We start from the raw sequence: 724 nt of genomic DNA on the forward strand, positions 1-724 counted from the left end.
GGATGGAACCTTCCGCGATCCCCTCGGCGACATTGGAGAGCATGACGGCGTAGCGATGCAAACCGGGGAAGCGACCAGCGTTCTTGTCGATTTCACCGCCGTATCCGGCGTCGAGCAACGCCTTGAAGTCGGGCATCACGTCGAACATGCCGCCGAGCAGATCGATATCGGAGGCCCCGGTAAGCAACAGGGCGTTCGCATGGGCGTCGAGACGCTTCATCGTTTCCAGCATTTCGGTCCTGGTCATCGCATCCTGTCCGCTTGCGGGGTTCCATCGCCTAGCACGACGCGCCGGCCCTGTTCGCGAAAACCTTCCTTTCTGACGACCTCGCGGGCGGGCCATGACGACAACGCATTTCTGCGGCCCGCCGCTTGTCAGAACTGTTCTGGAAACCTGCTTCGCAAAAGCGCTTGCCGGCTACGGGTTTGGAGAGCCCATTGGCACGGAGCGTGAGCACAACGCCCCGTTTGCAAGCAGCGCCGGTGATGGCGAGCACACTGGCAGATAATTCGAGCAGGACGCTCCCCGCCAGTGGCAGAAAGCGTGAGCAGGAAATCAGGCTGTTTGCGAGCACACGCCGCTACGTGTAGCGCCCGATTCTTTGTTGGCCGCCACCACATCTCCGCACACGGTATAGCCAAGCCGTTGGTAGAGTGCGAACGCCCGGTCGTTGCGAACAGCAACGTGGAAGATCAGGAAAGGTATCCAGCGGCGACGTACCCA

General features: G+C 61.0%; 1 protein-coding gene. It reads right to left on the reverse strand.

Annotated elements, in window-relative coordinates; genetic code table 11:
• Nucleotides 1-220: arylsulfatase regulator (locus BRX37_RS26395; protein ID WP_318276982.1), on the reverse strand; the 220-nt coding region annotated here is incomplete at its 3' end.
• Nucleotides 221-724 lie beyond the last annotated feature (504 nt).

Source organism: Sphingomonas sp. S-NIH.Pt3_0716 (assembly GCF_003950715.1).
Classification (GTDB): Bacteria; Pseudomonadota; Alphaproteobacteria; order Sphingomonadales; family Sphingomonadaceae; genus Sphingobium; species Sphingobium yanoikuyae_A.